Source organism: Mesorhizobium sp. M8A.F.Ca.ET.181.01.1.1 (genome assembly GCF_004792025.1).
Taxonomy (GTDB): Bacteria; Pseudomonadota; Alphaproteobacteria; order Rhizobiales; family Rhizobiaceae; genus Mesorhizobium.
Genome location: NZ_SRTV01000020.1, coordinates 23,800 through 31,407 on the forward strand (window position 1 = coordinate 23,800; position 7,608 = coordinate 31,407).

The 7,608-nt window shown below is 62.8% G+C and carries 7 protein-coding genes; all 7 read left to right on the forward strand.

The features are described 5' to 3' along the window. The first annotated feature begins 85 nt into the window (after positions 1 to 85). Positions 86 to 484 carry a hypothetical protein gene (locus EN824_RS32640; protein ID WP_189522263.1) on the forward strand — a complete coding sequence of 133 codons (399 nt, stop codon included), beginning with the start codon at positions 86 to 88 and terminating at the stop codon, positions 482 to 484. A 132-nt stretch (positions 485 to 616) separates the two neighbouring features. Then, a complete protein-coding gene (locus EN824_RS32650; RefSeq protein WP_135918109.1) occupies positions 617 to 1,036 on the forward strand; it encodes an SRPBCC domain-containing protein in 420 nt (139 codons plus the stop codon). A 385-nt stretch (positions 1,037 to 1,421) separates the two neighbouring features. After that, a complete protein-coding gene (locus EN824_RS36595) occupies positions 1,422 to 1,553 on the forward strand; it encodes a hypothetical protein (RefSeq protein WP_272483033.1) in 132 nt (43 codons plus the stop codon). Positions 1,554 to 1,700: 147 nt separating this feature from the next. Further along, on the forward strand, positions 1,701 to 2,162 hold the full coding sequence (locus EN824_RS32655; RefSeq protein ID WP_135933113.1) for an Rrf2 family transcriptional regulator: 462 nt from the start codon (positions 1,701 to 1,703) through the stop codon (positions 2,160 to 2,162). Positions 2,163 to 2,193: 31 nt separating this feature from the next. Beyond that, positions 2,194 to 3,537, forward strand: a complete 1,344-nt coding sequence (locus EN824_RS32660) for an FAD/NAD(P)-binding protein (protein ID WP_135930970.1) — start codon at positions 2,194 to 2,196, stop codon at positions 3,535 to 3,537. A 1,231-nt stretch (positions 3,538 to 4,768) separates the two neighbouring features. Next, complete coding sequence (locus tag EN824_RS32670; protein ID WP_135933114.1) at positions 4,769 to 6,208, forward strand: pyridoxal-phosphate dependent enzyme; 1,440 nt, start codon at positions 4,769 to 4,771, stop codon at positions 6,206 to 6,208. Next, a complete protein-coding gene (locus EN824_RS32675) occupies positions 6,205 to 7,374 on the forward strand; it encodes a PLP-dependent aspartate aminotransferase family protein (RefSeq protein WP_135933115.1) in 1,170 nt (389 codons plus the stop codon). The genes EN824_RS32670 and EN824_RS32675 overlap by 4 nt, the downstream gene beginning before the upstream one ends. The last annotated feature ends 234 nt before the right edge of the window (positions 7,375 to 7,608 follow it).

Below are 7,608 nucleotides of genomic sequence, written 5' to 3' on the forward strand. Positions count from 1 at the left end.
CAGCTTCTATTTTTTTCTACTGACTTGGTCGCGAAGTCGAACGAGGATTGATCCCGTTGAAGCGATATCGGCGCAGCAGCACGCCATGTCCGACCGGGGCCGCCAGCCCATGTTGGTCAGCATGACTGCCCGATCCTATCCGGCGGAGCGCATTTCAGAACTCATAGGCACCATCTACGATTGCGTCCTCGATCCTGCCCGATGGCCATCGGTCGTCGACAACATTCGATTGGGAGCTGAAGTTCTGCTACGCGGTTCTCGGGTGTATCCGCTTCCGGGCGGCGAAGTTACGCTCGGCGTCGCGACAGGCATCGATTCGGTGAGGCTCGGCGAGGTTCCCGCCCATGGCCAGGACCTGGTCGACCTCTGGGGTGGCGACATCAGGGTCAAACAATATCCGCTCGAGGAGCCGTGGCTCAAGGCCACGCGCTATGATGTCGTCTGTCTTCAAGAACTCAAAACCTCGGATGAGAAGTTCGGTTGAGGCGATCGGCGGCGCTGCTTACGGCGAGCTGGCCAGCGGCATTGAGCGAGGCGCTGCGTGAATGTGTGATTTGAGCCGTGAACGACATGGAAAGGGACAGACCTCACCCACGCAAAATCTTGAAGGCACGATATGAACTTTGACATTAGGGCCAGAGTGTCGCTTCTGATCAACGCTAACCCGCAGGTTGTCTTCGACGCATGGGTTGACCCACCTGCGATGGAGCAATGGCTTTTCAAATCGCCGACTAACATCCTGAGGGCAGTGACCAATCCGCAACCGGGCGGGACATACTCGATCATCGAGCACGACGGGGACAGCGTCATTACGCATGACGGCATATACTCGGTGGTCGACCGCCCTGCCCGCTTAGCATTCAGCTTGGTAGTTCCCCAGCACTTCGAGGGGACGGCGTTCATCGAGATCCTGATTGCGTCCGAGGGTACGCAGTCACGCCTTGATTTCCTGGCCGCCGGAGACGGGCCTGAAGACGCGCAGAACCTTTGGAACCGGATGCTCGCAAATCTCGTCGAGCTGTTGAACCGAAAGTGAGTGGCCAAGGACAGCCACCGCCATTTCTTGGGCTATTAGCAAGTCAACTTTCCGGGACGGAGCCGAAAGCTGGCGTTCCGTTTTCGGCATGGCTGTTAGGCCGACATTGAGGTTACGCATGCCGCCGACAGCACAGCCAGCCCTCGTCTTTGTGGCTAAAACGACATAGAGCGATCGCATAAAGGGTCGAGGCATAGCGGCGCGTGACCGCGATGCAACATGATGGGCGTCGAGGGCCGCGGCATCGCCCCTGTGAGAGCAGGATTCCCGAATTAGCTGGCTTGGCGCAATTCCGTACCTCGAATGGGGATGGAATTGACAAACCATTTCGCGCCAGCGCGCATAAGTATAGTAATCTTATCGACATAGAGAATTGGAGGCGACGATGACGGGCCATGTCGAGCGTATCGCGATTGCCGGCGTCACCGAATCCCGGCGGCCGGCCGGTGCGCGTCTGAATCCCGTTTCTGTGTCGCTGGCGTCACAAGGCGGGCCTAAAATCGCCGCAACGGTTTGAAAATCAAGCAAGATCAACCGCAATTGGCTTGTATATCATGTCACTAGAATTTATGTGTCATGGATGGTTCGGCGCGGCGGGGAGGCACGCCGGGCGTTTCGCAACGGATGGCTTCGCGCCGTCTCATGACAGAGAAACGTTCGCTTCATGCTCACCAAAAAAGGCAAGTACGGCCTCAAGGCGCTCGTGCATCTCGCTGAGATGCCGGCCGGGCAGCTCGCTTTCGTCAACGACATCGCCGTCGCCAACAACATCCCGAAGAAATTTCTCGACGCCATACTGGGTGAGCTGCGCAATGCCGGCTTCGTCCAGAGCCGCAAGGGCAAGGATGGCGGCTACCGCCTGGCGCGACCCGCCGACGAAATCAAGGTCGGCCACGTCGTGCGCGTGCTGGACGGTCCACTGGCCCCGATCCCCTGCGCCAGCCGCACACAATATCAGCGCTGCGAAGACTGCAACGAGGCGACATGCCAAGTCCGACATCTGATGCTGGAAGTCCGGCAGGCGATCGCCGAGGTGCTCGACCAGCGCAGCCTCGCCGAGATGCGCGACATTGCCGACGACCTCCCGGTCGCGCGGGACGACCTGCCGGTGAAGGTCCTGGCCTGAAGCCGGCGCTTCGTACGGGGCTCGCTCGCGCATGACCGGGCGAACCAACTCGATCAATTCCATCATCATCGTCGGCGGCGGCGCCAGCGGTGTTGTGCTGGCCGCGCATCTGCTCAAATCGCCCAATCCGGACCTGCGCGTCACGCTGATCGAAAAGCGCCCGCATTTCGGCCAGGGCATTGCCTATTCGACACTGCTGTCGGCGCATGTGCTCAATGTCGGCGCGGCCGGCATGAGTGCCTATGCCGACGATCCCGGCAATTTCTGGCGCTGGCTGCTGGAGCGCGGGCTGGCGACAGCAGAGCAGGCGCCGGTCTACGCGCCGCGCAGCCTCTATGCCCGCTATCTCAAGGAATTGCTCGACGATCTGGAAACGCGAGAGCGCGAGACCGGACGGCTGCGCCTGATCCGCGAGGAGAGCCTGTCGATCTCGCCCACCGCGTCCGGGGTCGAGGTGGCACTCGCCAACGGCACCAGCGTGGTCGCCCACCTTGCCGTGCTCGCCACCGGCCACGACGAACAGCCCGCGCAGGGCCATGCGATCCGGATGGGATCGGAGGCCGACACCGCGCTCGATCCCGACAGCCGGATCGTGGTGCTGGGGACGGGCTTGAGCATGGTCGACGCCTTCCTTTCCCTGGAGCAGCGCGGCCATCGCGGCGACATCATCGCGGTGTCGCGGCGCGGCCTGCTGCCCTCGCCGCACCGCAAGGGCAATCCGATCAAGCTCGACGTCGCCGACATCCCGCTCGGCACCCAGCTTTCCTATTTCGTCGGCTGGTTCCGCGACCTCATCCGCGAGAACCAGAAGGCAGGCGTCGACTGGCGCGACGTCGTCGACGGCCTGCGCCCCTTCAACCAGAAGATCTGGCAGAACTGGCCCGCCTCGGCCAAGCGCCGCTTTGTCGAACACACCAAGGCCTGGTGGGACATCCATCGCCACCGCATGGCACCCGAGGTCTACGCCAGGGTGACGGAGGCGGTGCAATCGGGGCGCATCCGGCCGATCGCCGGGCGCGTCGTCGGCGTCACGCCGGGCGACGGCTTCGCGGTGGAGGTCCAATCGCGCCACACCCAGCGCCTCGAAACATTCGACGCCGCCCGCATCTATGATTGCTCCGGCATCGTGCGCGACATCTCGACCTCGTCGAACAGCGTGGTGCGCTCGCTGGTCGACCGCGGTCTGGCGCGGCCCGATCCGCTGCGCATCGGCCTCGACGTCTCGGCCGATTGCGAGATCATCGCCGTCGACGGCACCGTCTCGCGAAAAATCCTCGCCGTCGGGCCGCTGACGCGCGGCACCTTCTTCGAGATCGACGCCATCCCCGATATCCGCGTCCAGTGCGCCAGGCTGAGCAAGCGGTTGCTGGGATAGAGCAATTCCGGCGGCGATCGTATTTTTGGCGACCCCTCTTCGGCTCACCCGAAAGCGGCTTCCGCGATCGCACCATAGTCGGCTGGGTGCAGTCTGGTATTTATTCGGGGCGGCCCTATGTCAGCCGAACAACTTCCGTTCTTAACTATAAGACGGCAGGACTAAAGTCTTGCGTGCCGGTAGGCCTTGGTCTGAGGGGCCTTCAAACGTTCCGTACTTGTCCATTGGACGTTCCGTACTTTAGTCAATTGAGATATACGTGACTTGACGCAGACCCGTTGCAAAGGGGGCGTGATACCAGCGCTTTCGGTGTTGCTGATTTCCTCGGAAACCCGGTTTCGAGCCGGGCCTTCCTTTTTAGCCACCAACGGCCAATTTCGACCGAATTTCCCTGACGGCGTTTGCGATGGCGTCAGCGGTCGTGAGGTCGAGAGCCATCCAAAAATGCCTTCCGTTGTCCGGATCGAAAGGATGCCTGGAGGGCCCTTCTCATCCTTGCACCCAGGTTGCGATTTGACGCTGGCCTAGGCTGCCAAGGGGGAAAAGAATGGCCGGTGCGGGGATGCTTGGGTTGAAAGCAGGTCGCACCGGCCATTGCGGGTTAGGCTTCGATTTGGGATCGTCCCCCGCATGACCAAGCTATATGTATATTAGCTATAGCTCAACTGAGACTGAAGTCCCTCCCGCAGTCAGCCGGAGGGATAGCGTTCAGCCGCCCAATGCCTCACACACGGCGCGCGCGGTCTCGGCGCCGGAAAAGTTCTGCTGGCCGGTGATCAGGTTGCCGTCGCGCACCGCACATTGCCATGTGCACGTTCGGCTAGCATGGTGAAATCGGCGGCTTCAACGAACGAGATGGTTCGTTGGACGGATGAGACGGTGCCGCAGCTTGGGACCGTTGAGGTCGGCGCCCTACGGCGCCCCCTCTGGCCTGCCGGCCATCTCCCCCTCAAGTGGGGAGATTGGCTGTGGCATCGTCTTCGCCAATCGTCGACTTTGTAAAATGGTGCGGCCCGCGAAGCTGTTGATCTCCCCCCTTGAGGGGGGAGATGCCCGGCAGGGCAGAGGGGGGCGCTGTCCCGCCGGCGTCCCGGTCCGGCAGCGTATCGCCTCGCCCTGACGGGCGGCTGGAATTTCATTCCCCGTCTGGCCGCCGGATTGGCACGATCTATCTTCTTTCCGACTGCGATCGGCTGGAAAAGACGCTAGGTTGATCCATGGAGGCTCCGACATGAGCGAGCACAGAAAAGCCACGGCCGACAGTGCCGCCTCGGACGGCGTGACATCCCGCCTGCGCCCGCCCTATGCGTCGGTGCTCGATCTGATCGGGCAAACGCCCATCGTCGAGCTGACCAAGTTCGACACGGGAAAATGCCGGCTGTTCATCAAGCTCGAAAGCCAGAATCCCGGCGGCTCGATCAAGGACCGCATCGCGCTGTCGATGATCGCGGCGGCCGAGAAGGATGGCAGGCTGAAGCCGGGCGGCACCATCGTCGAGGCGACCGCCGGCAATACCGGCCTTGGCCTCGCCCAGGTCGGCATCCCCAAGGGCTATCGCATCATCCTGGTGGTTCCCGACAAGATGTCGCGTGAAAAAATCCAGCACCTGCGCGCGCTCGGCGCCGAGGTGCGCATGACGCGCTCCGATGTCGGCAAGGGTCATGCCGAATATTACCAAGACATGGCGGAGAAGATCGCCGCCGAACTGCACGGCGCCTTCTACGCCAACCAGTTCGCCAACCCGGCCAACCCGCTGGCGCATGAGGCGACCACCGGCCCGGAGATTTTCTGGCAGCTCAACAGTGATGTCGACGCGGTGGTGGTCGGCGTCGGCTCGGGCGGCACGCTGACCGGGCTTGGCCGCTTCTTCGCCGGCGTGTCGCCGAAGACGGAGATGGTGCTGGCCGATCCGGTCGGCTCGGTGCTGGCGCCGCTGATCAAGACCGGCAAGATGGAAGAGGCGGGGAGCTGGACGGTCGAAGGCATTGGCGAGGATTTCGTGCCGCCCAATGCCGATTTGTCGCTGGTCAAGAAAGCCTATTCCATCACGGACAAGCAGAGCATGCTGGCGGTGCGCGATCTGCTGTCGCGGGAAGGCATCCTGGCCGGTTCCTCGTCGGGCACGCTGCTGTCGGCGGCCCTGCGCTATTGCCGCGAACAGACGGTGCCCAAGCGCGTCGTCACCTTCGTCTGCGACAGCGGCAACAAATACCTGTCGAAAGTGTTCGACGATTTCTGGCTGGCCGAGCAGGGGCTGGCCGAACACGAACAGCATGGCGATCTGCGCGACCTCGTCATGCGCACGCACCGCACCGGCGACACGGTGTTCGTCGGCCCCGACGAAAGCCTGCTCAACGCCTATGGCCGCATGCGCCGCTCCGATGTCTCGCAGCTGCCGGTGCTCGACAATGGCAAGCTGGTCGGCATCGTCGACGAAAGCGACATCCTGGCCCATGTCGACGGCCCCTATGACGGGCGCTGGGAGCGCTTCAACGGCCCGGTGCGCACGGCGATGACCTCCAACCTGCACACGCTGCAGGCCAGCCAGACGCTGGACGCGCTGCTGCCGGTGTTCGACCGCAACGAGGTCGCCATCATCTTCGACGGCGACGAGTTCGTCGGCCTGATTACCCGCATCGACCTGATCAACCATCTGAGGCGCGCACGATGACCACATCCGGAAAGAACCGCCTGGCGTTTTCGACGCGCACCATCCATGGCGGCCAGAGCCATGATCCGCTGACCGGGGCGGTGATGGTGCCGATCTATGCCACCTCGACCTATGGCCAGCAGTCGCCCGGCGTGCACAAGGGTTTCGAATATGCCCGCAGCCAGAACCCGACGCGCTTCGCCTTCGAGCGCGCCGTGGCTGACCTGGAAAGCGGCTCGGCCGCCTTCGCTTTCGCTTCCGGCCTGGCGTCGATCGCCACAGTGCTCGAACTGCTCGATTCCGGCGCGCATATCGTCGCCACCGACGACATTTATGGCGGCTCGTTCCGGCTGATGGAGCGGGTGCGCAAGCGCTCGGCCAACCTGCAGGTCTCTTTCGTCGATTTCACCAATCTGGCCGCGGTTGAAGCCGCGATCCGGCCGGAGACAAAACTGCTGTGGGTCGAGACGCCGACCAATCCGTTGCTGCGCATCGTCGACCTCGAGGGCGTCGCGGCCCTGGCCCGGCGGAAGGGAATTTTGTCCGTCGCCGACAACACGTTCTGCAGCCCCTATATCCAGCGGCCGCTGGAGCTCGGCATCGACATCGTCGTCCACTCGACGACCAAATATCTCAACGGCCATTCCGACATGGTCGGCGGCGTCGCCGTCGTCGGCGACAACAAGGATCTCGCCGACCGGCTGAAATTCCTGCAGAACGCCATCGGCGCCATTTCGGGCCCGTTCGACAGTTTCCTGGCGCTGCGCGGCTTGAAAACCCTGGCGCTCAGGATGGAGCGCCATTCCGCCAACGGCCTGAAGATCGCGCAGTGGCTGGAAGCGCGAAAAGATGTGCGCCGCGTCATCTATCCCGGCCTCGCCAGCCATCCCCAGCACGCGATCGCCGTCCAGCAGATGCATGCCTTCGGCGGCATGATCACGGCCGTGCTCGACCGCGACCTCGCCGGCACCAAACGCTTCCTTGAACGCACGCAGCTGTTCACGCTGGCCGAAAGCCTCGGCGGCGTGGAGAGCCTGATCGAACACCCGGCGCTGATGACGCATGGCTCCATTCCCGCCGAGAAGCGGGATGAGATCGGCATATCGGATTCGCTGGTACGGTTGTCGGCGGGGATAGAGGATGGCGATGATCTGATCGCCGATCTGGATCAGGCGCTGGGGGGCTGACACGAGCGCTCTGGGCGGCTTATGCCGATACCTGTCGGTTGTCGGCGCCGCCCCTCACCTGCCTGCCGGCATCCTCTCCCCGTATAGTGACGGGGAGAGGGCGCTTTTGTCCGAACCGGATAGATAGGTAACAGAATGGACCGATAGCATGGGTGACAGTTTTCTTGTCCGCCGGGAGGACCGGCGATGGTTTGGCGAGAAACTGGGATCATGGACGAGCGGCTACGGTTTGTT

Bases quoted from the DNA above. Each gene is read 5' to 3' on its own strand.
- EN824_RS32640 (WP_189522263.1), top strand. From the start codon at position 86: ATGTCCGACCGGGGCCGCCAGCCCATGTTGGTCAGCATGACTGCCCGA.
- EN824_RS32650 (WP_135918109.1), top strand. From the start codon at position 617: ATGAACTTTGACATTAGGGCCAGAGTGTCGCTTCTGATCAACGCTAAC.
- EN824_RS36595 (WP_272483033.1), top strand. From the start codon at position 1,422: ATGACGGGCCATGTCGAGCGTATCGCGATTGCCGGCGTCACCGAATCC.
- EN824_RS32655 (WP_135933113.1), top strand. From the start codon at position 1,701: ATGCTCACCAAAAAAGGCAAGTACGGCCTCAAGGCGCTCGTGCATCTC.
- EN824_RS32660 (WP_135930970.1), top strand. From the start codon at position 2,194: ATGACCGGGCGAACCAACTCGATCAATTCCATCATCATCGTCGGCGGC.
- EN824_RS32670 (WP_135933114.1), top strand. From the start codon at position 4,769: ATGAGCGAGCACAGAAAAGCCACGGCCGACAGTGCCGCCTCGGACGGC.
- EN824_RS32675 (WP_135933115.1), top strand. From the start codon at position 6,205: ATGACCACATCCGGAAAGAACCGCCTGGCGTTTTCGACGCGCACCATC.